Source organism: Streptomyces sp. NPDC018031 (assembly GCF_044327625.1).
GTDB lineage: Bacteria > Actinomycetota > Actinomycetes > Streptomycetales > Streptomycetaceae > Streptomyces.
Map to the genome: position 1 here is coordinate 147,000 of NZ_JBIRFT010000010.1, position 24,097 is coordinate 171,096.

21 protein-coding genes and 1 pseudogene are annotated in these 24,097 nt (G+C 74.9%); 16 read left to right on the plus strand and 6 right to left on the minus strand.

Annotated elements, in window-relative coordinates; translation table 11 throughout:
• Window positions 1-31: 31 nt before the first annotated feature.
• Complete coding sequence (locus ACH4B3_RS22395) at window positions 32-652, minus strand: TetR/AcrR family transcriptional regulator (RefSeq protein WP_398465250.1); 621 nt, start codon at window positions 650-652, stop codon at window positions 32-34.
• Window positions 653-718: 66 nt separating this feature from the next.
• On the opposite strand from ACH4B3_RS22395, the pseudogene ACH4B3_RS22400 reads away from it, so the two are divergent.
• Window positions 719-2,325 (plus strand): annotated as a pseudogene (locus tag ACH4B3_RS22400) (FAD-binding oxidoreductase).
• Between the two features lie 131 nt (window positions 2,326-2,456).
• Here the strand turns inward: ACH4B3_RS22400 and katG are convergent.
• Window positions 2,457-4,685, minus strand: a complete 2,229-nt coding sequence (katG, locus tag ACH4B3_RS22405) for a catalase/peroxidase HPI (protein WP_398465251.1) — start codon at window positions 4,683-4,685, stop codon at window positions 2,457-2,459.
• 677 nt (window positions 4,686-5,362) lie between these two features.
• Between katG and ACH4B3_RS22410 the strand changes: the two genes are divergently transcribed.
• From ACH4B3_RS22410 to ACH4B3_RS22425, 4 genes are all read left to right on the plus strand, one after another.
• A complete protein-coding gene (locus ACH4B3_RS22410) occupies window positions 5,363-5,779 on the plus strand; it encodes a Fur family transcriptional regulator (RefSeq protein ID WP_398465253.1) in 417 nt (138 codons plus the stop codon).
• Between the two features lie 372 nt (window positions 5,780-6,151).
• Window positions 6,152-7,429 carry a geranylgeranyl reductase family protein gene (locus ACH4B3_RS22415; protein ID WP_398465255.1) on the plus strand — a complete coding sequence of 426 codons (1,278 nt, stop codon included), beginning with the start codon at window positions 6,152-6,154 and terminating at the stop codon, window positions 7,427-7,429.
• 591 nt (window positions 7,430-8,020) lie between these two features.
• Window positions 8,021-9,097, plus strand: coding sequence for a lactonase family protein (locus ACH4B3_RS22420; RefSeq protein ID WP_398465257.1), 1,077 nt, complete (start codon window positions 8,021-8,023; stop codon window positions 9,095-9,097).
• A gap of 255 nt (window positions 9,098-9,352) precedes the next feature.
• Window positions 9,353-9,613 carry a GlsB/YeaQ/YmgE family stress response membrane protein gene (locus ACH4B3_RS22425; RefSeq protein ID WP_398465259.1) on the plus strand — a complete coding sequence of 87 codons (261 nt, stop codon included), beginning with the start codon at window positions 9,353-9,355 and terminating at the stop codon, window positions 9,611-9,613.
• Window positions 9,614-9,641: 28 nt separating this feature from the next.
• On the opposite strand, the gene ACH4B3_RS22430 is transcribed toward ACH4B3_RS22425, so the two are convergent.
• Together ACH4B3_RS22430 and ACH4B3_RS22435 are read right to left on the minus strand one after the other, a co-directional pair.
• Window positions 9,642-10,124: a hypothetical protein gene (locus tag ACH4B3_RS22430; protein WP_398465261.1), complete on the minus strand. Its 483-nt coding sequence runs from the start codon at window positions 10,122-10,124 to the stop codon at window positions 9,642-9,644.
• 86 nt (window positions 10,125-10,210) lie between these two features.
• Complete coding sequence (locus ACH4B3_RS22435) at window positions 10,211-10,612, minus strand: DUF3662 domain-containing protein (RefSeq protein ID WP_398465263.1); 402 nt, start codon at window positions 10,610-10,612, stop codon at window positions 10,211-10,213.
• A 182-nt stretch (window positions 10,613-10,794) separates the two neighbouring features.
• On the opposite strand from ACH4B3_RS22435, the gene ACH4B3_RS22440 reads away from it, so the two are divergent.
• From ACH4B3_RS22440 to ACH4B3_RS22470, 7 genes are all read left to right on the plus strand, one after another.
• Complete coding sequence (locus ACH4B3_RS22440) at window positions 10,795-12,087, plus strand: SLC13 family permease (RefSeq protein ID WP_398465265.1); 1,293 nt, start codon at window positions 10,795-10,797, stop codon at window positions 12,085-12,087.
• Window positions 12,088-12,233: 146 nt separating this feature from the next.
• Window positions 12,234-13,118 carry an aminoglycoside phosphotransferase family protein gene (locus ACH4B3_RS22445; protein ID WP_398465388.1) on the plus strand — a complete coding sequence of 295 codons (885 nt, stop codon included), beginning with the start codon at window positions 12,234-12,236 and terminating at the stop codon, window positions 13,116-13,118.
• Between the two features lie 1,029 nt (window positions 13,119-14,147).
• Window positions 14,148-15,176: an N-acetyl-gamma-glutamyl-phosphate reductase gene (gene argC / locus ACH4B3_RS22450; RefSeq protein WP_398465267.1), complete on the plus strand. Its 1,029-nt coding sequence runs from the start codon at window positions 14,148-14,150 to the stop codon at window positions 15,174-15,176.
• Entirely contained in the window at window positions 15,173-16,324 is a 1,152-nt protein-coding gene (argJ, locus tag ACH4B3_RS22455) for a bifunctional glutamate N-acetyltransferase/amino-acid acetyltransferase ArgJ (protein ID WP_398465269.1), read from the plus strand. Before argC ends, argJ begins: the two co-directional genes overlap by 4 nt.
• A complete protein-coding gene (argB, locus tag ACH4B3_RS22460) occupies window positions 16,321-17,367 on the plus strand; it encodes an acetylglutamate kinase (protein WP_398465271.1) in 1,047 nt (348 codons plus the stop codon). Before argJ ends, argB begins: the two co-directional genes overlap by 4 nt.
• Before the next feature lie 146 nt (window positions 17,368-17,513).
• Window positions 17,514-18,749: an acetylornithine transaminase gene (locus ACH4B3_RS22465; RefSeq protein WP_398465389.1), complete on the plus strand. Its 1,236-nt coding sequence runs from the start codon at window positions 17,514-17,516 to the stop codon at window positions 18,747-18,749.
• Window positions 18,750-18,977: 228 nt separating this feature from the next.
• A complete protein-coding gene (locus tag ACH4B3_RS22470; protein WP_398465273.1) occupies window positions 18,978-19,187 on the plus strand; it encodes an MbtH family protein in 210 nt (69 codons plus the stop codon).
• 203 nt (window positions 19,188-19,390) lie between these two features.
• Here ACH4B3_RS22470 and ACH4B3_RS22475 read toward each other — a convergent pair whose 3' ends face one another.
• Window positions 19,391-19,861, minus strand: coding sequence for a GNAT family N-acetyltransferase (locus tag ACH4B3_RS22475; protein WP_398465275.1), 471 nt, complete (start codon window positions 19,859-19,861; stop codon window positions 19,391-19,393).
• 586 nt (window positions 19,862-20,447) lie between these two features.
• On the opposite strand from ACH4B3_RS22475, the gene ACH4B3_RS22480 reads away from it, so the two are divergent.
• Complete coding sequence (locus ACH4B3_RS22480) at window positions 20,448-20,660, plus strand: hypothetical protein (protein ID WP_398465277.1); 213 nt, start codon at window positions 20,448-20,450, stop codon at window positions 20,658-20,660.
• A 54-nt stretch (window positions 20,661-20,714) separates the two neighbouring features.
• Entirely contained in the window at window positions 20,715-21,131 is a 417-nt protein-coding gene (locus ACH4B3_RS22485) for a hypothetical protein (RefSeq protein ID WP_398465279.1), read from the plus strand.
• Between the two features lie 171 nt (window positions 21,132-21,302).
• Here ACH4B3_RS22485 and ACH4B3_RS22490 read toward each other — a convergent pair whose 3' ends face one another.
• Complete coding sequence (locus tag ACH4B3_RS22490) at window positions 21,303-22,226, minus strand: MarR family transcriptional regulator (protein ID WP_398465281.1); 924 nt, start codon at window positions 22,224-22,226, stop codon at window positions 21,303-21,305.
• A 182-nt stretch (window positions 22,227-22,408) separates the two neighbouring features.
• Here ACH4B3_RS22490 and ACH4B3_RS22495 point away from each other — a divergent pair, with 182 nt between their 5' ends.
• Both ACH4B3_RS22495 and ACH4B3_RS22500 read left to right on the plus strand, forming a co-directional pair.
• Window positions 22,409-22,669, plus strand: a complete 261-nt coding sequence (locus ACH4B3_RS22495; RefSeq protein WP_398465283.1) for a hypothetical protein — start codon at window positions 22,409-22,411, stop codon at window positions 22,667-22,669.
• Window positions 22,666-24,075: a serine hydrolase domain-containing protein gene (locus tag ACH4B3_RS22500; protein WP_398465284.1), complete on the plus strand. Its 1,410-nt coding sequence runs from the start codon at window positions 22,666-22,668 to the stop codon at window positions 24,073-24,075. Before ACH4B3_RS22495 ends, ACH4B3_RS22500 begins: the two co-directional genes overlap by 4 nt.
• Window positions 24,076-24,097 lie beyond the last annotated feature (22 nt).

The following is a 24,097-nucleotide window of genomic DNA, read 5'->3' on the forward strand; positions in this document are numbered from 1 at the left end:
GCCGGCTCCCGGGCGGAGCCGGCCGGGGCCGTCAGCCGAAGGCCCGGCCGGCGGCGGCGAAGAGGCGGGCACAGCGGTCCGCCATGGCCTGCGGGGACTGGTCGGGGTGTCTGATCCACCAGCGGACCAGCGCGGTGACCATGCCGCGCCAGGCGTGACTGAGCGCCTCGGCGTCCAGGGCGTCGCCGGAGCCGGCCGCGCGCAGCAGGTCGGCGGTGCCGCGAGCGGCGAGCCGGTCGATCGCCTCGCGGTAGCGGGCCGCGGCCCGGGCGGCCTCGCCGCCGGCGGGCAGGGTGGCGTCGTAGAGCACGAACCACGCCTCGCGCCGGCCTTCGAGGGCGGTGAAGATGTTGCGCAGCACGAGCAGCGGGGTGCGCGGCATGGCCCCTCCGCCCTCGTCCATCGCGGTGCGCACGGCGTCCAGCAGCCGGTCGCCGATCGGGGTGAGGCAGGCGAGGTAGAGGTCCTGTTTGGCGCCGAAGTACTGGTGCAGCAGGGTCTTGGTGACGCCGACGCGGGCGGCGATGGCGGCCAGTGACGCGGCTTCGTAGCCGCGTCGGCCGAACTCCTCGGTGGCGGCGGCCAGGATCTGCCGCTCGCGTTGTGCCCGCGGGACACCCTTCGTGCCGGCCCTGCCCTTGGGGGTGGTCATACAAGCCAATTTACCCTACGGTAATTTACCTATAGGTAAATTCCTCTTCCGCGCCCCGGAGGACCCATGACCCAAGCCGCGAGCGCGTCCCCCGGCTCCCGCCCGCGCTCCTGGTGGGGATGGGGCTGGGCCGACGCCCACCCCGACGACGCCGAGTGCGTCCGACTGGGGGCCCTGCTCCCCGGCACGCTCGGCCGGCCCCTGCCGCTCCCCCGGATCGCCGACCTGCGCATCGGCCGCCCCGCCACCCAACCCCCGCGCAGCCTCGCGCATCTGGTCACCACCGCCCCGGAGGCGCGCGCCGCCCACGCCATGGGCAAGGCCTATCGCGACGTCATCCGCGCCCTGCGCGGCCGCCCGGGCCGGATCCCCGACCTGGTCGCCCACCCCACCCGCGACCAGGACGTGGCGGACCTGCTGGAGTGGGCCGGCCGGCACGGCGTCGCCGTCATCCCCTACGGCGGCGGGTCCTCGGTCACCGGGGGCGTGGAGTACCGCGGCGACACCCATCGCGCGGTGCTCTCCCTCGACCTCACCGCCATGGGCCGGGTGCGGGAGATCGACACCGCCGGCCGTGCCGCCCGCGTCCAGGCCGGCGCCCTCGGCCCGGCTCTGGAGGACCGGCTGCGGCCCCACGGCCTGACCCTGCGCCACTTCCCGCAGAGCTTCGAGTTCTCCACCCTCGGCGGCTGGCTCGCCACCCGGGCGGGCGGCCACTACTCCACCGTCCGCACCCGCATCGACGACTTCACCCAGTCCCTGCGCGTGGTCACCCCGGCCGGCACCGGTGAGTCCTGGCGCCTGCCCGCGTCCGGTGCCGGGCCCTCCCCCGACCGGCTCTTCCTCGGTTCCGAAGGCATCCTCGGCATCATCACCGAGGCGTGGGTGCGGCTACAGGACCGCCCCCGCCACAAGGCCTCCGCCACGGTGGCGTTCGCCGACTTCCACGCCGCGCTGGAGGCGGTGCGCGTCCTGGCCCGGTCCGGTCTGGAGCCCGCCAACTGCCGCCTGCTCGACCCCGGTGAGGCCGCCCTGGCCGGGGCCGCCGCGGACGGGTCCGCCGTGCTCGTGCTCGGTTTCGAGTCGGCCACCGCTCCGGTGGCCGCCGCTCTCGCCCAGGCCCTGGAGCTGGCCCGGGCACACGGCGGACGCGGCACCGGTCCCTCCGCGGCGGACGGCGCCCCGGCCGGCGCCGCCGTGGCCGCCTGGCGGTCGGCCTTCCTGCGCATGCCCTATCTGCGCGACGGCCTGGCCCGGATGGGAGCGGTCGTCGAGACGTTCGAGACCGCCACCACCTGGGACCTGCTGCCGGGCCTGGTCGACGCCGTCCGCAGCGAGGTCGGCGCCGCCGCGCGCGCGCGGCCACCGGGCACCCCGCCACCGTCAACTGCCGTCTCACCCATGTGTACCCGGACGGCGCGGCGCCCTATTTCACGGTCCTCGCCGCCGGCCGCCCCGGCGACGAGGTCGCCGTCTGGGACCACCTCAAGGCCGTGGCGAGCGAGGTGCTGCATCGCCACCGGGCCACCGTCACCCATCACCACGCGGTCGGCCGCGACCACCGCCCCGGCTACGACCGCCAGCGCCCCGAACCCTTCGCCCTCGCCCTGCGTGCCGCCAAGCGCGCGCTGGACCCGCACGGCATCCTCAACCCCGGCGTCCTGCTGGACTGAGCAGCGGGCGCATCACTCGCCGTCCGGGGCCGGAAGACAGGATGCCGGCACCATGTCCGCGCCGGAACGCCCACCACGGCGCGGGGCACGGACGTCCGGGCCGGCCGGTGCGGCCGGCCCGGACGGCGGGCTCAGGACCGGACGAGGTCGAACCGGTCGAGGTTCATCACCTTGTCCCACGCGGCGACGAAGTCCCGCACGAACTTCTCCCGCGCGTCGTCACTCGCGTAGACCTCCGCGAGCGCCCGCAGTTCGGAGTTCGACCCGAAGACCAGGTCGGCGCGGGTGCCGGTCCACTTCACCTCGCCCGTGGCGGCGTCCCGCGCCTCGAACGTGTTCTGGTCCTCGGACGTCGCCTGCCACGTCGTGTCCAGGTCGAGCAGGTTGACGAAGAAGTCGTTGGTCAGGACCCCCGGGGTGTCGGTGAGCACCCCGTGCCGGGACTGCCCGTGGTTCGCGCCCAGCACCCGCAGACCGCCGACCAGCACCGTCAGTTCGGGAGCGCTCAGGGTCAGCAGGTTCGCCCGGTCGATCAGCAGGTACTCGGCCGGCAGCCGGTTGCCCTTGCCCAGGTAGTTGCGGAAACCGTCTGCGGTCGGCTCCAGCGCGGCGAACGACTCGACGTCCGTCTGCTCCTGGGAGGCGTCCACCCGGCCCGGGGTGAACGGGACCTCCACCTCGTGGCCGGCGTCCCCGGCCGCCTTCTCGACGCCCGCGGCGCCGGCGAGGACGATGAGGTCGGCGAGGGAGATCTGCTTGCCGCCCGCGTTGAAGGACTGCCGGATGCCCTCCAGGGTGCGCAGCACGGTCGCCAGCTCGTCGGGGTCGTTGACCTCCCAGCCGCTCTGCGGCTGCAGGCGGATGCGCGCGCCGTTGGCACCGCCGCGCTTGTCGCTGCCGCGGAAGGACGAGGCCGAGGCCCACGCGGTCGAGACCAGCTGGGACACCGACAGGCCGGAGGCGAGGACCTGCTCCTTGAGAGCGGCGATCTCCTCGGCACCGACCGGCTCGTGCGTCGCCTGCGGCAGCGGGTCCTGCCACAGCAGCGTCTCGCCGGGGACCTCCGGACCGAGGTAGCGGGCGACCGGGCCCATGTCGCGGTGGGTCAGCTTGAACCACGCGCGCGCGAAGGCGTCCGCGAACTCGTCGGGGTTCTCCAGGAAGCGCCGGGAGATCTGCTCGTAGGCCGGATCGAACCGCAGCGAGAGGTCCGTGGTGAGCATGGTCGGGGCGTGGCTCTTCGCCGGGTCGTGGGCGTCCGGCACGGTGCCCGCACCGGCGCCGTCCTTGGGCCGCCACTGGTGCGCGCCGGCGGGGCTCTTGAACAGCTCCCACTCGTAGCCGAAGAGGATCTCGAAGAAGCTGTTGTCCCAGGTGGTCGGGGTGTTGGTCCAGATACCCTCCAGCCCACTGGTGATCGCGTCGGCGCCCTTGCCGGTGCCGTGGACGCTCTTCCAGCCGAAGCCCTGCTGTTCGATCGGGGCGGCCTCCGGGTCCGGGCCGACGGCGTCCGCCGGGCCCGCGCCGTGGGTCTTGCCGAAGGTGTGGCCGCCGGCGATCAGGGCGACCGTCTCCTCGTCGTTCATCGCCATCCGGCGGAACGTCTCGCGGATGTCGCGGGCGGCGGCGATCGGGTCCGGGTTGCCGTTGGGGCCCTCGGGGTTGACGTAGATGAGGCCCATCTGGACCGCGCCGAGGGGGTTCTCCAGCTCCCGGTCGCCGGTGTAGCGCTCGTCTCCCAGCCAGGTCGTCTCCGGGCCCCAGTAGACGTCCTCGTCGGGCTCCCAGACGTCCTCGCGGCCACCGGCGAAGCCGAAGGTCTCGAAGCCCATCGACTCCAGGGCGACGTTGCCGGCGAGGATCAGCAGGTCGGCCCAGGAGAGGTTCCGGCCGTACTTCTTCTTCACCGGCCACAGCAGGCGGCGCGCCTTGTCCAGGTTGCCGTTGTCCGGCCAGCTGTTGAGCGGGGCGAAGCGCTGCTGACCGGCTCCGGCGCCGCCGCGGCCGTCGCTGATCCGGTAGGTGCCGGCGCTGTGCCACGCCATCCGGATGATGAACGGGCCGTAGTGGCCGAAGTCGGCCGGCCACCAGTCCTGGGAGGTCGTCAGCACCTCCGCGATGTCCCGCTTGACGGCCGGCAGGTCCAGGTCCTGGAAGGCCCGGCCGTAGTCGAACTCCGCGCCGAGGGGGTTGGCCACGGCGGGGTTCTTGGCCAGGATCCTCAGGTTGAGCCGCTCCGGCCACCACTGGCGGTTGCCGCCGCCCTGCGTCGGGTGCGGTGCCCGCCCGTGCGCGACCGGGCAGCCTCCCTCGCCCTCAGTCTTCGCGTCTGTGACGATCGCATCATGGTTCTCCGACATGGGAATCCTTCCGGACTAGGCGGATCACGGTGCTCGGAACTGCGGGCGGAACGGCCGGGGCGCGGGCCCCGGCGGATCACCCCGGCCACGTCGGCGGACGCGCCGGGGGAGTCGGAACCGGGCCGGTGGGACAGCTCACCGGCCGTGGGGCCGGCACCGGCGACGGCACCTCACGGCCGGCGGCCGGGGTGCGGATGGCCGGCGCGGGTGCGCTCCTCCGGGCGGCGGGGGCGAGCGGCCGGGGCCGCCGGGCGGGCGGGTCCCCGGGCGGCGGGCGCGTGACGGTTCCCGGGCACGGCCGGCAGGACGGTCGGGACGGTACGGCACGCGCACCCGGTCACCGCCGGGCCGGTCACCGCGACGGCGGGACGGTCGCCGGCCCGCGCCCGGTCGAGGCGCGGACGGGCGGGGGCGGGCCGTCCGGGCGCGACCCGGTCCGGTATCGGCGCCGGCCCGCCGATGTCCGTCCGGTCGCGCGTGCGGTCCTCCGCGACCGGGGCACCGGATCCGGTGGCGAGCAGACCCGTCTCCTGAACCGTCACAGGCTCTTCCCCGCTGTCGTGCTGTCCCTTGGCTCTCGCAGGAACCGATCCTACGATGGACCAAGTCCAAGTCAATACGGCAACCAGACTCGTACGGATTCATTTTCCGGACGGGGCGGAGATGGGCTGGTGGGCATGAGTGACCTGCTGCAACGGCTTCGCGGACGTGGCTGGCGACTGACCGCCCAGCGCCGGGTGGTGGCCGAGGTACTCGACGGCGAACACGTGCACCTCACCGCGGACGAGGTACTCGCCCGCGCCACCGCCCGGCTGCCGGAGATCTCGCGCGCGACCGTCTACAACACGCTCGGCGAACTCGTCTCGCTGGGCGAGGTGCTGGAGGTGGTCACCGACGGCCGCGCCAAGCGCTACGACCCCAACGCCCACCACCCCCACCAGCACCTGGTGTGCTCGGGCTGCGGCACCGTCCGCGACGTCCGGCCCGGCAGTGACCCGCTGGCCGGACTGCCCGACTCCGAGCGGTTCGGCTTCACCGTCTCCGAGGTCGAGGTGACCTACCGGGGCCGGTGCCCCGACTGCGCCCGCGGGTGATCCGGCCCGCGCCTCCCCTCCCCCGCGGTCTCCGGGCCCGCGGTGCCCGGGGCCGAGCCGCTCGGCGAGGCCGGCGCGGTCGTCACCCCTCCCCGGCGGGCGCTGCACGCGCCGCCGTCATCCGTGTGCGTGCCCCGCGTTGCCCGCCCCGCCCGCGGCACCGACCCTGGTGGTCAGTGCCGTGCCACACGGCAGCCGAGAGCGGCGCGGGACGGCGGACACCGGACCGGCGCGGCTCCGGCCCGCACGACGCAGGTCGCGTCGCCCGGCGGGTGGCGGCGCGAGGAGCACCACCGCCACGCCGCGGCCCGGTGCCCGCCGCGCGTCCGGTCGCGGGCCCGGCGACGGCCAGGGCAGTGAGGAGCCACCGAGGTGACGCTGGTCCCGGCAGCTGATGCGGATGTCATCGTGGTGGGAGCCGGTCCCGCCGGCTCCAGCACCGCCTACCACCTGGCCGCGCACGGCCTCCGGGTACTGCTCCTGGAGAAGTCCCGGCTCCCCCGGGAGAAGGTGTGCGGAGACGGCCTCACCCCCCGGGCGGTGCGCCAGTTGCTGCGCATGGGGGTGGACATCACGGCCGACGGCTGGCAGCGCAACCGCGGACTGCGCCTGGTGTCGGGCCGGACCCGGCTGGAGTGCGACTGGCCGGAGAGCACCCGCTACCCGGACTTCGGCCTGACCCGCACCCGCGAGGACTTCGACGCCCTGCTCGCGGCGCGCGCCGTCCACGCCGGGGCACGGCTGCACACCGGCACCAAGGTCCTCGGGCCGGAACGGGCCGGGGACGGCCGGGTGCGGGGCGTCCACGCCGTCACGGGTGCCGACGAGCGGCCGGTCGTGTACCGGGCGCCGACCGTGGTGGCCGCCGACGGCGCCTCCGCGCGCCTCGCGCTGGCGCTCGGTATCGAGCGGTGCCCGCGGCGGCCGCTGGGAGTGGCGTTGCGCCGCTACTACCGCAGCGCGGAGCGGCACGACGACCCCTATCTGGAGATGTGGATGGATCTGCGCGAGCCGGGCGGCGGAGCGCAGCTCCCCGGCTACGGGTGGATCTTCGGGCTGGGAGACGGCCGCGTCAACGCCGGCCTGGGCATCCTGAACCGGGACCACCACCCGTCCTTCGACCTGCGGCAGACGTTCACCCACTGGCTGGCCCGCACCCCCGCGGCCTGGGGGCTGCGGGACGAGGGCAACGCCGACGGCCGGGTGCGCAGCGCTGCCCTGCCCATGGGGTTCAGCAGGTCACCGCACTACCGGGACGGGGTGCTGCTCGTCGGGGACGCCGGGGGGATGATCAACCCGTGCAACGGTGAGGGCATCACCTACGCGCTGGAGGCGGGCGAGCTGGCGGCCGAGGTCATCACCCAGGCGCTGAGCCGTCCCGAGGGCCCCCGGCGCGAGCGGGTGCTGCACAGCTACCGCACCGAACTGCACCTCCGGTACGGACGCTACTACCGGCTCGGCAACACCTTCTCCTCGCTGGTGGCCCGCCCGGCGTTCCTCACCCTGCTCACCCGGTACGCGGTGCGCTCCCCGGCCACCATGCGGGTCCTGGTGCGGATTCTGGGCAACCTCACCGACGGCCGGGGGGACGCGCTGGAACACGCGATCGACACGGCGCTCCGCGCGGTGCCGGCGGGCCGGCCGCGGTGAGGCGTCCGGTGGACCTCGCGGCGCGGCACACCGCCGGCCTGCGCCGTCCCGCGGGTCAGCGGGTGTCGACGATGCCGCCGGTGACGGCGATGACTTCCCCGGTGGTGTGGCTCGAATCGGCGTCGGAGGCGAGAGACACGTAGGTGGGCGCGATCTCCTCGGGCTGCGCTTGCCCGGGCGCGGCTGCTTGTCCGAATCGAGCGGCGGCCGGGGTTCGGAGACGACCTGCGGAGCGTTCTGTTCGTGGCCTGGCGGCACGGTTCACCCTGCCGCCGGACGCGGTGTGCGGGGCCGTGCGGCACCGCCCCACCGTGTCTTCACCCCACGACTGCCCGACGAACCGGCAGGTACGCGCACGAACCGCCCCGCTCCGGGAAGGCGGCCGACCAGGCCGATCCGGTCACCCGGCCACCCGGAAAGCGGCATGACCGGGTGCGCGCGACGCCCCGCGCTGCCGCTCCGCCGCACCAGGCCGGCAGGACCGGTTTCCGGCGGGTGCCGCAGCGGCGCGGGCGGGAGGACGCGGTGACCGCCGCGCCCGGTGGGTCGTTGGGCACCCGACCGGATCGGCAACGGCGCGGAGGAGAACCTGTGAGTGGCACACGAGACGGCGACCGGACGGACCGGAGCGGCGGGAGGCAGGCGTACATCGGTTCGTTCACCACCGGCGGCGGGCACGGCATCACCATCGCGGCTGTGGATCCGGCGACCGGGGCGCTGGAGCCGGTCGCCGCCACCGGCCCCTTCGCCAACCCCTCGTGCCTCACGCTCGATCCGGGCACCGGGGTGCTCTACGCGGTGAGCGAGACGGACCAGGGTGCGGTCGGCGCCTTCCGGCCCGGTTCCGGGGTGCTGGACCCGCTCGGCCCGGTGGTCCCGGTGGACGCTTCCGGGCCGACCCATCTCAGTGTCGCCGGGGGCCGGCTGCTGACCGCCAACTACACCTCGGGCAGTGTGAGCAGTCTGGCGGTGGCGGCCGACGGCCGTCTCTCCGGGCCCGCCGCCGTCTTCCCGCACCACGGCTCCGGTCCCGACCCGGACCGGCAGCAGGGCCCGCACGCCCATCAGGTGCTGCCGGACCCCGGCGGCCGCTGGGTGCTGAGTGTGGACCTGGGCACCGATTCGCTGCGCGTCTGCGCGCTGGACCAGGTCACCGGGGCGCTGCGCGGTCACGCCGAGACCGCGCTCGGCGCCGGGTCCGGGCCCCGGCACCTGGCCTTCCACCCGGATGGCGCGACGGTCTACGTCGTGCACGAGCTGGAGCCGCGGCTGACCGTCTGCCGCTGGGAGCCGGGCCCTGGTCGTCTCGAACCGCTGCTGGCGGTTCCGCTCGCCATGGACGGCGGTACGGACGGCGCACGGCCCTGTCCGTCGGTCGTCCGGGTGGCGCCCGACGGGCGCTTCGGCTGGGCGGCGGTGCGGGGCAGCAACACCATCCTCACCCTCTCCTTCGCCGACGGAGCCGACAAGCCGCAGGTCACGGACGCCGTGGACTGCGGTGGCAGCTGGCCGCGCGATCTGGTGACCGACGCCGCGGGGCGCCGACTGTACGTCGCCAACGAGTGGTCGGGGGACGTCACCTGGTTCGACGTGGACCCGGAGAGCGGGCGGCTGCGCCGCGCCGGCGCGGTGCCGGTACCGGCCGCCGCCTGCGTGGTCCTCTCCTGATTCACCGCGCCCGGAGCACCGGGAGCCGCGGGGCGGCCGCAGCGGACGGGACCGTGCTCCGCCCGCAGGCCCCGGCCCCCGCGGCCGCCGCCCCGGGCGGCCGGCGCCGCCTCCTGCACGGGAGCACGGCGCGGCGACGGCCGCCGTGCTCCCGCACCGGCGGCGCGGGGAAGCCCCGGCCGGACCGCGCATACCGCGTGCCCTGGCGGGCACGCGGAGTGGCACGGACGGGGGTCACGAACGGAAGGAGTCATCGTGTCGTTCCTGTGGGCCATCATCGCGGGGCTCGTCATCGGCCTGCTGGCCAGGCTGGTCCTGCCCGGACGGCAGCCCATCCCGCTGTGGCTGACCGTCCTGCTGGGTATCGGCGGCGCCGTCGCGGGCAACGCGCTCGCCTCCGCCGCCGGGGTGCGCGACACCGGCGGCGTCGACTGGATCCGCCATGTGTTCCAGGTCGGCATCGCGGCGGTGCTCATCGCCTTCGTCAGCCCGTTGTGGGCCCGGCGCCGCGCCTGAGTCCCGGCAGTCCGCCGACCGGTCCGGCTCAGCGGAGGGGGAACGGGGCCAGTTCGCGGTCCCACTCCTCCGCGGCCCGGACCAGCTCGGTCCGGTTCGTCTCGATCTCCACCAGGTACGGGCCCGGGTCCGCCTCCTCCTCGTGCCGCTGCCACGGCGGCGCGCCTTCCGGGGAGAGGTGGACCCGCAGCACGCCCGCGCCGTCGCGCCACCGGACCTGGCTGAAGGCGAGGACCGGCTCGATGAAGCCCAGGTCCGGGGTGCGACGCCCCTCGGGGCCCGGCAACGCGTCCGGCACTCGTCCGTCGGCCATGGCACGCAGCCATCCGGACATCGTCCGGGCCTCGTCGACCAGCAGGCACGCGTCGGTGAAGGACCAGCGGCCGCTCGGCGTGGCGAGGTCCGCCGCGACGACGAGCCAGTTGTCGTCCCAGCTGTCACCGCCGGGCACCGGGAACTGGTAACGGAGGGGCCGCAGGCCGAAACGGTGTGCGCGGTCGGTCAGGAGCATGGGCCAAGGATGACAAAGCCCGCGGATCCGTCCGGCGGCCCGCCCCCGGGCCGGGGTGCGGGCCGCGACGTTCAGCCGGTGGACGTTCAGCCGGTGAGGGAGGCAAACGCGTCGGCGCGGACGTGGGGCGTGGCATCGCTCGCGATGTGGTAGCGGCCGTTGGGCACGTGTTCCGAGGCGCTCACCCGGACGGTGAGCGGCCCGGCGAACTCGTAGCCCTTCCGCTGCGCATGGCGGGCCAGCGCGTCCGTCAGCTCCTGCCCCACCCGCCCGCGCTTCCGGCCCAGACCGTCGTGCACCGCCCGCGCCAGTTCGATGTCATAGGCATTGGGCACCACGACCCTGGTCTCGCTGCACACCACGGCGTGGTCGTCGCATTCCCGCCGCAGCTCCTCCAGCAGCTCGACGGTCTCACCGCGGCCCGCCCTGCCCAGCAGCGCGTGCTCCCAGCGTTCCAGCGCTCGTTCCCATCGGCTCAGTGCTCCCATGACATCTCGCCTGCCCACCGTGCGACGTGCCATGTCCTCCGGGGCCGCCGGGCCGGATCCGCTCCGGTGTGCCGACCGCGGTGGTGGTCGCGTCACGGGCGCCGGCCGGGCCGCCCCGGCGCCGGCGCCCGCGCGAATGTCATCCTGTACGGAGTCTGTCCGGTGTCGCGTGGCCGCGTCCGGTGGGGTCGTTCGTCTGTCGCCGGGAGTGCGCGCTGAGTACCGTCATAGCCGAGTCATCGTCCCTCGCCCTGCTGCTGGCCGTGCTGGCGTTCGCCGTGCGCAGGCCGCGCGGTCTGCCGGAGGCGGCCGCGGCGCTGCCCGCTGCCGCGCTGCTGACCGGCCTCGGGGTGATCGCCCCCGGCGACGCGTGGGACCAGGTCCGGGAGCTGCTGCCGGTGACCGGTTTCCTCGCCCTGATCCTGGTCTTCGCGCGGCTGTGCGCGGACGAGGGCCTGTTCCGGGCCGCCGGCGACGCGGTGGCCCGTCGCTGCGGCCGGACTCCGGGAACGCTGCTGGGCGGGGTGTTCGCGGTGGCCGCGGTCACCACGGCGGCGCTGAGCCTGGACGCGACGGTGGTGCTGCTGACCCCGGTGGTGTTCGCGGCCGCCGCCCGCGTCGGCGCCGTGCCGCGCCCGCATGTGTACGCCACCGCGCACCTCGCGAACTCCGCCTCGCTGCTGCTGCCGGTCTCCAACCTGACCAACCTGCTGGCGTTCACCGCGAGCGGGCTGTCCTTCGCGCGTTTCGCCGCCCTGATGCTGCTGCCGTGGCTGGTCGCGATCGCCGTCGAGTACGCGCTGTTCCGCCGCTTCTTCCGGACGGACCTCGCCGGTCCCTCGGCCCGGCCGGCGGAGACCGGGCCCCCCGTCCCGGTCTCCCGCTTCGCGCTGGTCGTGCTGGTGCTGACGCTGGCCGGGTTCGCGCTGGCCTCCCTGGCGGGGGCGAGTCCCGCCTGGGCCGCGCTCGCCGGGACCGCGGTCCTGGCGGCGCGCGTGGTGCGCCTGCGCCGCACCACGCTGCGGAGCCTGGCCGGAGCGGCCGCTCCGGGGTTCTGCCTGTTCGTCCTGGCCCTGGGAGTCGTGGTACGGGCCGTGGTCGACCACGGGCTCGGCGACGCGCTCGCCTCGGTGCTGCCGGACGGTGACTCGCTCCCGGCCCTGCTGGCGATCGCCGCGGTCGCCGCGCTGCTGGCCAACGTGATCAACAACCTGCCCGCGGTCCTCGCGCTGCTGCCGCCGGTCGCCCCGGCGGGCCCCGGCCCCGTGCTCGCGGTGCTGATCGGGGTGAACATCGGCCCCAATCTCACCTATGCCGGCTCACTGGCCACCCTGCTGTGGCGCCGCATCGTGCACCAGCACGACGACCGGGTGGCGCTCGGCGAGTTCACCCGCCTGGGGCTGCTGACCACCCCCGCCGCACTGACCGCGGCCGTCGCCGCCCTGTGGGCGTCCGTACAGCTCGTCGGCGCCTGACGGGTGATCGGCGGGGTGGTCCGGGAAGCCGCCGCTACCCGGCCGTGTGACCGCCGGCCGGTGTCGATGGAAAAAGGACTCCGCCGGCCCGGCCCCCTGTGTGATGATCATGGCCGCGATCAGAGGGGTGGCTTCGTATGGGCACGATGCACGCGGACGAGACGCGGACCGACGCGGACCTGGTCCGGCGGCTGCTGCGCACCCAGTTCCCGCAGTGGGCGGACCTGCCGATCACCCGGCTCGCCTCCGGCGGCACGGTCAACGCGATCTACCGGCTCGGCGAGGACCTGACCGTCCGGCTGCCCCTGCGCCCCGGCGGCGCCGAGGGGATCGCGCTGGAGGCACGGCTGCTCCCCCGGCTGGCGCCGCTGCTGCCGCTGCCGGTCCCGGAGGTGGTGGCGACCGGCGTCCCGGGTGAGGGCTACCCGCTGGACTGGGCGGTGCACCGGTGGCTCGAAGGCCGCAACCCCGTCGAGGGTGACCTGGCCGAACCGGAGGCGGTGGCCCGTGACCTCGCGGGGTTCGCGGTCGCGATCCGCGGGATCGATCTCCCCGGCGGCCCGCCCGCGCACCGCGGCAGGCCGCTGATCACCGAGGACCGGGAGATGCGGGCGGCGATCGAGGCACTGCGCCGCACCGACGAGCCCTTCGACGCCGACGCGATCACCGCGGCCTGGGAGGAGGCGCTGGCGGCACCCCGGTGGGCGGGGCCGCCCTGCTGGACGCACTCCGACCTGATGCCCGGCAATGTGCTGCTCACCGGCGGCCGTGTCTCGGCGGTCATCGACTTCGGCACCGTGGGCATGGGGGAACCGGCCACCGACCTCATCCCGGCCTGGAACCTGCTGCCCGCGTCGGCGCGGCGGGTGTACCGCGAGGCGGTGGACGTGGACGACGCGACCTGGGCCCGCAGCCGGGGCTGGGCGTTGTCCATGGCGGTCATCCAGCTGCCGTACTACCGGACCACCAATCCGGTCATCTCGGCCAACGCCCGGCATGTCATCCGGGAGATCCTCGGATCCTCCGAGTAAGTCCGAGTAAGCCCGAGTAAGCGGGACGCGCACGTCCGGGCCGGCGCGGGGCACGTCCGGGCCGGCGCCGGGCACGTCCGGGCCGGCGCGGGCTTCGAGAGTGCGGGCGGCCCGGCCCGCCCCCGAGGACCGCCCGGCTCCCGCGCGCGGCGGGCGGTAGCGGCGCCCGGTTCCGGCGCCGGGTCGCACCTCAGGCGGCCGAGCGGTCAGCTCCCCGCGCTGCGTGCGCGGCGACCCGGGCCGTAGTAGGGCGTACGCCCCGGTCAGATACCGGTCCGTACGCCGGATCCCGGTGACGCGACGTGCCGCCGGGCAGCGGCGCCGGCTCCGGGAACGGCGCTCCCGCGGCGCCGCGGAACACGGTCTTGCCCCCCGAGGGCACCGGCCGTGCCCGCGCCGGGTGGGCACCCGGGCCCCCGCCCGGCGCCCCGTCCTCACCCTCCACGCACCACGGTCCGCACCGCCTCCTCGCGCCGCATGCGCACCGGACGGGTCGCGCCGCACCCGCGCCTGGCCGGGGACCCCGCGCCGGTCCGATACGGCTCCTCGGCCACGGAGCCGAGCGGCGGCCGGCGGCTCGCGAACGGGGCGGCCGGTCAGGGGAGTTCGGCCGGCCGGCGGGGCGGAACATGCGGGAGGGAGACCCGCTTCACGGGATGTTAGGTTAGCCTAAGCTAAACGAACGCGATCATCGTCGGCTTCCCGCCCGGCCCGTCGCGTGCGTCCGTGTGCTGTTCGGCGCCCTTGCTCCGGCGCCGGCGTCAGCGAGGAGTGATCTGCCGTGGATCCGCGCGCCGTCGGGCCCCGCACCCTGCCCACCGAGGACGACACCCCGCCGCCGGGGGCACCTGGGGAGTTCGACGCGGCAGGCGCCGCTCGGGTCGTGCCGGACGTGCGGCGGTACGTCGCCGGTCCCGTCCCGCACGACGGGCCCCTCGTCGGCGGGTTACCGGCCGGCGTGGCCGCGCCGCGCGACCGGGCGGCGACCCCGGCGGCAGGACCCCACCGAATGAAGGGACGAAGACGCCCATGACGTTCACCGTAGCCGTGGCAGGCGCCACCGGATACGCGGGAGGCGAGGTGCTGAGACTGCTCACCGCGCACCCCCGGGTCGCCGTCGGTACGCTCACCGCCGGCCGCAGTGCCGGGCGTCCCCTGGCCGAGACGCAACCGCACCTGGCCGCGCTCGCCGACCGGGTGCCGGTGCCCACCACGCCCGAGGCGCTGGCCGGCCACGACGCCGTCGTCCTGGCCCTCCCCCACGGGCGCTCCGCCGCGCTCGCCGAACGGCTGGGGCCGGACACCCTCGTGGTGGACTGCGGCGCCGACTTCCGGCTGCGCGACGCGGACGCCTGGCAGCGCTTCTACGGCACCCCGCACGCCGGCACCTGGCCGTACGGGCTGCCCGAACTGCCCGGCGCCCGGGAGGCTTTGCGGGGCGCCCGGCGGATCGCGGTACCCGGCTGCTACCCCACCGCCGCCACCCTCGCGCTCTTCCCCGCCTTCACCGCGCGGCTGGCCGACCCGGACGTGGTCGTCGTCGCGGCCAGCGGCACTTCCGGCGGAGGCCGGGTCGTACGGCCGCACCTGCTCGGCTCCGAGGTGATGGGGTCGATGACCCCCTACGGGGTCGGCGGCGGCCACCGGCACACCCCGGAGCTGGTGCAGAACCTCTCCACGGCGGCCGGTGAGCCGGTGCGGGTGTCCTTCACCCCGACGCTCGCCCCGATGGCGCGCGGCATCCTGGCCACCTGCTCGGCCCGGCTCCGCGCCGGGGTGACCGGCGAGGAACTGCGCGCGGCGTACGAGAAGGCCCTGGCCGGCGAGCCGTTCGCACGCCTGCTCCCGGAGGGGAGCCAGCCGTCCACCGCGGCCACGCTCGGCTCCAACACCGCTCTGGTGCAGGTCGCCCACGACCCGGCCGCCGGGCGGCTGGTCGCCGTCTGCGCGCTGGACAACCTCACCAAGGGCACCGCGGGCGGCGCCGTGCAGTGCCTGAACCTCGCCCTCGGCCTGCCGGAGGACACCGGCCTGCCGGTGAACGGAGTGGCCCCGTGACCGTCACCGCCCCCCGGGGGTTCACCGCGAGCGGCGTCGCCGCGGGGATCAAGGGCCCGGACGCGCTCGACCTGGCCCTGGTCGTCAACGAGGGCCCGTCCCACGCGGCCGCGGGGGTGTTCACCACCAACCGCGTCCAGGCCGCGCCGGTGCGCTGGTCCCGGGAGGTGCTGCGGAACGGCACGGTGGCCGCCGTGGTCCTCAACTCCGGGGGCGCGAACGCCTGTACCGGGCCGGCGGGTCTGGAGGACACCCGGCGCACCGCCGGGCGGGCAGCCGCCGCGCTGGGCACCGAGCCGTCGGAGGTGGCGGTCTGCTCCACCGGTCTCATCGGGGTCCGGCTGCCGATGGGCGCGGTGCTCGGCGGCGTCGACCAGGCCGTCGCGGAGTTGTCGCCGGACGGTGGCGAGCGGGCGGCCGTCGCGGTGCTGACGACCGACAGCGTGCACAAGACGGCCCTGGCCGAGGGGCCCGGCTGGTGCGTGGGCGGCATGGCCAAGGGGGCGGGCATGCTCGCCCCGGGGCTGGCCACCATGCTCGCGGTGCTGACGACGGACGCCGATGTGCCACCCGACCGGCTCGACCGGGCGCTGCGCGCCGCGGTGCGCACCACCTTCGACCGGGTCGACTCCGACGGCTGCATGTCGACCAACGACACGGTCCTGTTGCTGGCCTCCGGGGCGTCCGGTGCGGCGCCGGACCCGGAGCGGTTCGCCCAGGCCGTGCGGGAGGTGTGCCGGGACCTGGCACGGCAGTTGGTGGCGGACGCGGAGGGCGCGTCGAAGGAGATCGCGGTCGAGGTGGTCGGGGCGGCCTCCGAGCGCGACGCGGTCACCGTGGGGCGGGCGGTGGCCCGCAGCAACCTGCTCAAGTGCGCCCTGCACGGCGAGGACCCCAACTGGGGCCGGGTGCTGGCGGCCGTGGGGACCACCGACGCGCGCTTCGACCCGGACCGGATCGACGTGGCCGTGGGCGGGGTGTGGGTCTGCCGGGACGGCGGGCCCGGCGAGCCGCGCGAGTCGGCCGACCTGACGGGCCGCCGGATCACGGTCACCGTGGACCTGCGGGCCGGCGCGGAGTCGGCGGTGATCTGGACGAACGACCTCACCGCCGGGTACGTCCACGAGAACAGCGCGTACAGCTCATGAGCGCCGGGGAACACCTGCCCGGGGCGGGCGGCGGCCCGCCGGCGGGGCCGACCGCGGTCCGGGACTCCGCCGGGCCGTTCGCCGCCGCGCCGCCCGGCGGGACCGCACAGCGGTCGGCGCGGGACCGCCCGGCCGCCGGGACGCTGCCGGAGCGGTACCGCGGCCGGACCGTCGTGGTGAAGTACGGCGGGCACGCGATGGCCGACGCGGAACTGCGGCGCGCCTTCGCCCGGGACGTCGTCTCGCTGCACCGGGCCGGCCTCCGGCCGGTGGTGGTGCACGGCGGCGGGCCGCAGATCAACGCGCTGCTGGCACGGCTGGGCCTGGAGGTCCGGTTCGCCGCCGGGCTCCGGGTCACCACCCCCGAGGTGATGGAGGTGGTGCGGATGGTGCTGGCCGGGCAGGTGCAGCGGGACATCGTCGGCCTCCTCAACGCCCACGGCCCGTTCGCCGTCGGACTGACCGGCGAGGACGCCCACACGCTCACCGCCGTGCGCCGTGCTGCCCGGGTCGACGGCGAGCCGGTGGACATCGGCCTGGTCGGGGATGTGGTCCGGGTGGCGCCGGAGGCCGTGTGCGCGCTGCTGGACGCGGGCCGCATCCCGGTCGTGTCGCCGATCGCCCGGGGTGCCGACGGCGAGATCTACAACGTCAACGCCGATCTCGCGGCCGCCGCCCTGGCGGGCGCGCTCGGCGCCGAGAAGCTGGTGATGCTCACCGACGTCGCCGGGTTGTACGCCGACTGGCCGGCGAGCACCGAGGTCGTGGCGCGGCTGACCGCCGGGGAGCTGGAGGCACTGCTGCCCGGACTGGCCGGCGGGATGATCCCCAAGATGGAGGGCTGCCTGCGGGCCGTCCGGGACGGCGTGGGCATGGCGCACGTCATCGACGGCCGGGTCCCGCACGCGCTGCTGCTTGACGTGTTCACCGACGAGGCCGCCGGGACCACCGTGGTGCCCGGCCCCGGGCCGGCGCCGTCGTCCGGGTCCGTATCCTCCGCGCTTCCACCCACCCGGACCCCAAGGAACGAGGCCGGCCGATGACGACCGACACACCCCGCACCCAGCCGCCGCCCGGCCGGACCGCCGCCGCCCGCCCGGCCGGCTCCGGCCCCGCCGGGGGCGGAGCCGGCCCGGCACCGGCCGGGGCCGCGGACACCGGCCTGGCCGAGCGCTGGCGGGGCGCGCTCATGGACACCTACGGCACCCCCGTGCTCGCCCTGGACCGGGGAGCGGGCAGCACCGTGTGGGACACGGCGGGCCGGGCCTACCTGGACTTCACCGGCGGTATCGCGGTGAACGTGCTGGGCCACGCCCATCCGGCGGTGGTCAAGGCGGTCACCCGGCAGACGGGCCGGCTCGCCCACGCCTCCAACCTGTACCTGACCGGGCCGCCGGTCGCCCTGGCGGAGCGCCTGCTGCGCCTCGCGGGCCGTCCGGGGCGGGTGTTCTTCGCCAACTCCGGGACGGAGGCGGTGGAGGCGGCCTTCAAGATCGCCCGGCTCACCGGGCGGACCAGGATGGTGGCCGCCGAAGGTGCGTTCCACGGACGGACCATGGGGGCGTTGGCACTCACCGGGCAGGCCGCGAAGCGCGACCCGTTCCTGCCGCTGCCGTCCGAGGTCGTCCATGTGCCCTTCGGTGACACCGCGGCGCTGCGCGCGGCGGTCGACGACCGGACGGCCGCCGTGTTCCTCGAACCGGTCCTGGGTGAGGGCGGGGTGGTCCCCGCCCCCGACGGGTACCTCCGCGCGGCGCGTACGGTGACCCGCGAAGCCGGGGCCCTGCTGGTGCTCGACGAGGTGCAGACCGGGGTCGGCCGCACCGGGCACTGGTTCGCCCACCAGGCGGCGCCGGGGGTGGAACCGGACGTGGTGACGCTGGCGAAGGGCCTGGGCGGCGGTCTGCCGATCGGCGCGGCGCTGGCTTTCGGACCGGCGGCGGAGCTGATGACACCCGGCCTGCACGGCTCGACGTTCGGAGGGAATCCGGTCGCCTGCGCCGCGGGGCTCGCGGTGCTGTCCACGATCGAGGCGGAGGGCCTGCTCGCCCGGGTCCGGCGGGTCGGCACGGCTCTGCGTGACGGGATCGAGGGTCTGAGACACCCGCTGGTGGACCGGGTGCGCGGCGCGGGGCTGCTGGTCGGCGTGGTGCTGACCGAGCCGGTGGCGGCCCGGGTGCACGCCTCGGCGCAGCGGGCCGGCTTCCTGGTGAACGCGGTGAGTCCGACCACGATCAGACTGGCACCCGCGCTGAACATCGGGGAGGAGGAGGTGGCGGCGCTGCTGGCCGCCCTACCGTCGATCCTCGACCGACACGACACGCCTGATGACGCGTCAGCGAGCAGCCCGGTCGAGGACGCCCGGAGGTCCGGCGCGCTTGACACCACGGACCCGCCCACAACATATGAGGCACGCCTTACCTGATCATGAGCGTCCCCGGCCGGCCGGGCCGCGGCGCCGGGGGAACCCGCGTGCCGCGCCGGCACCCGGGCCCGGCGGCCGGGGTGGCGCCACCGAAGCCGCGGCCGGCCGCGCGGCGGACGGCCCCACCGGCCGCACTCCCGCGCGCGAGGGCCCGGCCGACCCCGGCGCGCCCCGGCCCCCACCGGAACACCCGACCACCCGCACCCACTTCACCCGAGGAGCAGCACCGTGAACCGCACCAATCCGTTCGAAGACGACGACGCCCGGTACCTCGTTCTGGTCAACCACGAGAACCAGCACTCGCTCTGGCCGGCCTTCGCCGAGGTGCCGGCGGGCTGGACGGCGGTGCACGGCGAGGACTCCCGGGAGGGCTGCCTGGCCTACGTCGAGGAGCACTGGACCGACATGCGCCCGGCAAGTCTGGTGGCGCGGTCCTGACACCTCCACTCCGGGCCGCCCCGGGCGGCCCCGTCACACCCCGTACACCCCGGCACCCGCCGGCCGGCCTCCTCGACCGCGGCGCGCCCGTGCCGGGTCGCTGCGGCGCCGCGGCGACCCGGCACGGCGGCGCCCCGGAGACCGGGACGGACGGACCGTTCGCGCGCCCGCCCCGCACGCCGCCGCCGAGTCCGGCGTCCCCCTCATTCCCGCCGGGCCGGCGACCGGCTCAGCACCCGTGAGCCGCGGCGCGGGTCGAGCGCGGCGAGCCAGGCGGCGGGCGCGCCCCTGCCGTCGCCCGGAGTGAATCCGTGCCGCAGGAACAGCGCGCCGCCGCCGGCGGTGGCGGTGAAGACCGTCGTGACCGAGTACGCCACCGCCGTGGCGAGTGCCGCGGTGAGCAGGGCCGAGCCGACGCCCAGCCCCTGACTGGCCGGTGCCACACAGAAGTTGTAGACGACCGCGGGACGGCCGGCGCCCGGCTCCTCCGGACCGAGGTGGCACTCCAGCGCCACACAGCCCACGATGCCGCCCGCCGCGGACTCGGCGACCAGGAAGTCGCCCGCGTCGCGGGCGTACTGCTCCAGCGGCCGCTCGCGGAGCGCACCCGTCCGGACGAAGGCGCCGGACAGCCGGTGCAGCGCCACCGCGTCCCCTGCCGTGGCGGTTCGCACGCCGGTGGCATGCACGGGGCGCGGTCCGGTGGCGTGCGCGGGGCGCGGTCCGGTGCGGGATATCGCCGTGGTCATCGGCTGCTCACTCTCGTGCGGCGGGAAGTCGCCGGCCCCGTACGCCGGAGGCGGGAGCCGGCCTGACTCCGACTCACCATAGTTAATTAGGCAAGGCTTACCTAACTGAAGCAAGGCGTCCACCACGAGCGGGCCCGCGGGAGGCATGCGGTGTGCGACTTGGCATCAGGTGACGAGAGGTCACCCTGGGCAACAAGGGCCTCATTAGGTTAGCCTTGCCTAAATCACGGGAGGGGTTGTGTCCGAGAGCAACACGCCGCGCGGTGCGTTCGACAGCCGTGTCGCGCCGGTGCCCGGGGCCACGCAGTGCGTCGGCATAGCGCCGCGCCGCAACACCCGGCCGAAGGACGGCGCGGAGACCGTGCCTCCTCCTCCGCGAGCCCACCCCCTACCAGGCGGGGCGTCCACGTCGACGCGGCCGCGACCCCGCGCTGACGGAGTCCCACCCGGCCGCCGCCCGCCCTCACCCCGCACCCCCGTACCACCCGCAGACCGAATTCAGGAGCAACCCGTGTCGACGGTCCATCAGAGCGCGGTGCACCGTACCGCGTTCGACGAATCCACCGCCGCTGCCAGAACCCTCCTCGACGCCTTACGCTCCGGCGGCCGACTCCTCACCATCCCCACCCACACCCCGCTCACCCGGGGTGTCCCGGAGGAAGTACCGCACGGCGCGGGGCCCAGGGACGAGGGCGCGACCCGGCGCCCCGGGACACGGTGCTGACCGACCGGCAGCACGGCACCCTCGTCCGCACCGAGCCGTTCACTGGAGTCTCGCGTGTACCGATCACGGGAGTGGGTCCTCGACCGGATACGGCAGGACCACCGCAGCAATCCGCACCTGGCGGTCCAGGTGCTCGCCAGCCGTCACCGGGTCTCCCGGTCCACGGTCGCCGAGGCACTGTCCCTCACGCTGCCCGCCCCGGAACCGAGGCGGAGGCAGAGCGTGCTCACACCGGTCCGGGCGGCGATCGACCGGATGCTGCTGGAGGACCTGCGCGGACCGGCCGCGCAACGTCACACCGTCCGCAGGATTCTCGAACGTCTCGCGACGGAACACGGCTTCACCCTGGCCTCCTACTCCACCGTGCGCGACCACGTACGCATCCGCCGGGCGGAACTGGCCGAGCGGGAAGCCGGGCGGGCACCCGACACGGCCTCCGGCCCCCCGGCGGACCAGCCGCACCCGTCGTGAAGCGAGCCGCCCGGCGGTCGGCCGGATCCGCGCGCAGTTCTCGACGCGGCCCGCGATCGCCGGGAGATCCCACGCGGCCCCCGCCCCCGCACGGGCCGGGTTCCCTCTTCACCCGGTTCGCGGGGTTGCCACGGGCCTGGTTCGCAGGGTTGTCACGGGCCTGGCGCGACGTCACCGGTGGAGCGCTTCGCGCTGCGCCTGACTGAGGCGGTCCGACCTCGTGGTGAGGGTGTACGTCCGGGGTCCGACGGTCCTCAGGGCGAGGGGATCGGCGATGGCGGGTTGCCGTCGGATCGCGTCCAGGGCGGCGGTGACACGGTCTTCGGGCCAGTCGAGCGCGCCGGCCAGCGCCCCCAGGGTGAGCGGCCGGCCGGCGTGCACGAGGGCGGCGAGCACGGTCAGCGCGTCGTACACGGCGGACGCGGTGAGGCTGCTGCCGCTCATCTGCTCGCTGAGCCAGGTGAAGAACTCCCCCATCGCGCCCAGCCGGGTGCCGGCGGTCGTGCCGGCACCGAAGATCTCGACGCCCCGCCGTGCGGCGGCTGCGATCCTGGCGTGTGCGCCGGTGTCGGCCTGCCACGCCCGGAGCCAGGCGGCGTCGTCGACGACGTACCGCTCCCGGCGCCCGCCGGGATCCGGTCGGCGCACCACCACTTCCATCGCTTCGAGGTAGCCGATGGACTTGGACACCGACGCCGGACTGACCCGCAGCCGACGCACCAGGTCGGCCGCGGTCAGGCCGCCGGCGTCCGCGGTGAGCAGGCAGACGAACACCCGGGAGGTCATCCTGGGCAGGCCCGTCGCGGCCAGCAGCGTCGCGAACCGGTCCACGAAGCCGCGCACCACCTCGGTGGGCTGCTCGGCGGTCGGCGGCTCGGCGGGCCGGGCCGGCCTGCGTCTGCGCGCGCGGTCGCCGGAGACCCGCTGCGCGTGGTCGGCGGCGTAGTCACCGGTGGTGCCGTTGCGTGCGACCTCGCGACTGATCGTGGACGTCGGCCGGCCGAGCCGCCGGCCGATCTCCGCGTACCCGAGCCCTTCGGCCAGCCACGCCGCGATCCGCCGGCGGTCCCCGTGGGTCAGCCTGCCCCCTGGCACCGATGCGGCTCCTCTCCTTGCGCGTTCAGCAACATTACATTGCAACGACTGAAGAGACGACGTTGCATTTATTCACATCCACATTGCAACGATGCCGTATTTCCAGGCTATTTGGGAGCGAATTCAATTGACGCTCGCTGAAACGCAACGTAGCTTTTCCTCACCTGGAAAGGGAGGACCCCATGGTGTACGTGATGGCCGTGTCGACGGTCTCGGATGACGGCAGGTTCTGGAGCGGACTGAAGAGGGCGCATGCCGAACTCCCCGCCGGCGCCGCATGGAAGCTGGCGGTGGCGAGCGAGGACGGGACCAAGGCGGTGAACGTCATCACCCACGACTCCGTCGATGGGGTCCGGGACTTCTTCGAGGCGTACACCGGCCCCTACGCCACGACGGAGTACTGCGAAGCGGACGCCGCGAACGCGGTCGGTCTCCCCCGATGACACTCGACGTACCGCGAATGCAGGCCCGGGTCGCCGGACTCCTGGCGGAGTACGCGATCCCGAGCGCCGCGATCGGCGTGCTCCACGACGGGGAAGTCACCGAACTCGCGGTCGGCGTCAGGAACGTGGAGACCAGGGAGCCCGCGACCACGGACACCGTCTACCAATGCGGCTCCATGACCAAGACGTGGACCGCGCTGGCCTTCATGCAACTCGTCGACGAGGGGAAGGTCGACCTCGACGAACCGGTGCGGACCCATCTGCCCGGATTCGCGGTGGCCGATCCCCGGGCCGGCGCGGAAGTCACCCCTCGCCAACTGCTGCAGCACACCAGCGGTATCGAGGAAGCCTATGGCGATCCCGGCGAAGGCGACGACGTCTACGCGCGCATGGTGCGGAACATCGCCGACGCGCCCCAGGTCTTTCCACCGGGGCACACCCATGGTTACAGCGCGGCGCTGGGTTACGCGATCCTCGCGCGGATCCTGGAGGTGCACGACGGCGCACGCTGGGACGACATCATGCGACGGCGCCTCTTCGAACCCATGGGCCTGACCCGCACCACCAGCCGGCACGAGCAGGTGGACGAGGCCCGGGCCGCGACCGGACACCTGATCCGTTCGCCGGACGAGGGCCCCATCGTCACCCCGGTGCCGTACCTGCCACGCGCGTTCGGCCCCGGCGGAAACATCACCTCGACCTCCCGGGAGGTGCTCGCCATGGCGCACGTCCTCCTCAACGACGGGATGACGTGCACCGGTAGGCGCATCGTCTCGGCGAAGGCGGTCCGGGAGATGCTGCGTTCGCGGGTCCCCGTCCCGGACCCCCATATGTTCGGACCGGCCTGGGCGCTCGGTCTCATCGTGTGCGACTGGCACGGCGAAACCGTCTACGCGACCGACGGCAGCACCATCGGCCAGAGCGCCCGGCTGCGGCTGCTGCCGGATTCGGGAACCGCCGTGGTGATGCTGACCAACGGCGGACCGCGGGAGAGCTTCTACCGCAGGGTGTTCAACGAGATCCTGACCGATCTCGGCACGGCCACCATCCCCGGCCCGCCCGCGCCGGACCCGGCCCTGCGCCTCGACCTGTCCCGGTACGAAGGCGTCTACGGCCGCCCCGGCGCCCGGTACGAGGTGACAGCCGAGAGCGGCAGACTGTACCTGACCCTGGTTCTCGATCCGGTGCAGGCGGCGTTCCTCCGGAAGCCGGACCGCATCGGATACGAGCTGCTTCCGGTGAGCGAGACGCATTTCCTGATGCCGCCCGCGGATCCGTCGGAGGACACCCAGACGGTCGCGATCTACGAGTTCACCGACGGCAGGGCCCGATATCTCCACACCAACTGCCGGGTGCACCCACGGCAGGGCCGACCCGTCGGGTCAACGGCGTCGTCGCCCGGCTGACGAAGGCGGGACTTGGCAGTTC

Coding starts and splice junctions, on each gene's coding strand:
- ACH4B3_RS22395 (WP_398465250.1), bottom strand. CDS start 652: ATGACCACCCCCAAGGGCAGGGCCGGCACGAAGGGTGTCCCGCGGGCA.
- katG (WP_398465251.1), bottom strand. CDS start 4,685: ATGTCGGAGAACCATGATGCGATCGTCACAGACGCGAAGACTGAGGGC.
- ACH4B3_RS22410 (WP_398465253.1), top strand. CDS start 5,363: ATGAGTGACCTGCTGCAACGGCTTCGCGGACGTGGCTGGCGACTGACC.
- ACH4B3_RS22430 (WP_398465261.1), bottom strand. CDS start 10,124: ATGCTCCTGACCGACCGCGCACACCGTTTCGGCCTGCGGCCCCTCCGT.
- ACH4B3_RS22435 (WP_398465263.1), bottom strand. CDS start 10,612: ATGGGAGCACTGAGCCGATGGGAACGAGCGCTGGAACGCTGGGAGCAC.
- ACH4B3_RS22445 (WP_398465388.1), top strand. CDS start 12,234: ATGCACGCGGACGAGACGCGGACCGACGCGGACCTGGTCCGGCGGCTG.
- argC (WP_398465267.1), top strand. CDS start 14,148: ATGACGTTCACCGTAGCCGTGGCAGGCGCCACCGGATACGCGGGAGGC.
- argB (WP_398465271.1), top strand. CDS start 16,321: ATGAGCGCCGGGGAACACCTGCCCGGGGCGGGCGGCGGCCCGCCGGCG.
- ACH4B3_RS22465 (WP_398465389.1), top strand. CDS start 17,514: ATGGACACCTACGGCACCCCCGTGCTCGCCCTGGACCGGGGAGCGGGC.
- ACH4B3_RS22495 (WP_398465283.1), top strand. CDS start 22,409: ATGGTGTACGTGATGGCCGTGTCGACGGTCTCGGATGACGGCAGGTTC.
- ACH4B3_RS22500 (WP_398465284.1), top strand. CDS start 22,666: ATGACACTCGACGTACCGCGAATGCAGGCCCGGGTCGCCGGACTCCTG.